Genomic DNA, 573 nt, shown 5'->3' with positions numbered 1-573 from the left:
GGTGGGGTAACCGCAAGGAGCCAGCCGCCGAAGGTGGGATAGATGATTGGGGTGAAGTCGTAACAAGGTAGCCGTATCGGAAGGTGCGGCTGGATCACCTCCTTTCTATGGAGAATCGTTTCCTGCAACGGAAACATTCAAATACGCAGGTTCTTAGAACCTGCRACAGCAACACAGTTACTTATCCATTTGTTCAGTTTTGATGGAATTTGAGGGGCCATAGCTCAGCTGGGAGAGCGCCTGCCTTGCAAGCAGGAGGTCAGCGGTTCGATCCCGCTTGGCTCCACCAAACAATTTCATCTATTTGGCTTGTTCTTTGAAAACTAGATATCGAAACGAAACAAACGCGAATTAGAACATTCCTTTAAGCTRAWCTTGTGYAAACAAGTSAAGTGTATAAAGGTAGTTAAATTGCTTTTGTGAKGGTATCGGGTGAGAGCGACTTTTGGCTTTGCGCAAGCAAAMCAAGGGAAGCGAGCGACCGAAACCGGAACAAAATGGTTAAGCTACTAAGAGCACACGGAGGATGCCTAGGCGCTAGGAGCCGATGAAGGACGTGGCGAACAACGAAAC

The 573-nt window shown here is 48.2% G+C and carries 1 tRNA gene and 1 rRNA gene; both read left to right on the top strand.

The window, feature by feature from the left end:
* Positions 1-105: ribosomal RNA gene (locus tag AC1DE7_RS31795) — 16S ribosomal RNA — on the top strand; the annotation flags it as partial.
* Between the two features lie 108 nt (positions 106-213).
* Positions 214-289 (top strand) — tRNA-Ala (locus tag AC1DE7_RS31790).
* Positions 290-573 lie beyond the last annotated feature (284 nt).

This window comes from Paenibacillus sp. 10L310 (assembly GCF_056395745.1).
The sequence above is the reverse complement of the archived record's forward strand: the minus strand, read 5'-3'. Positions and strand labels throughout refer to the sequence as shown.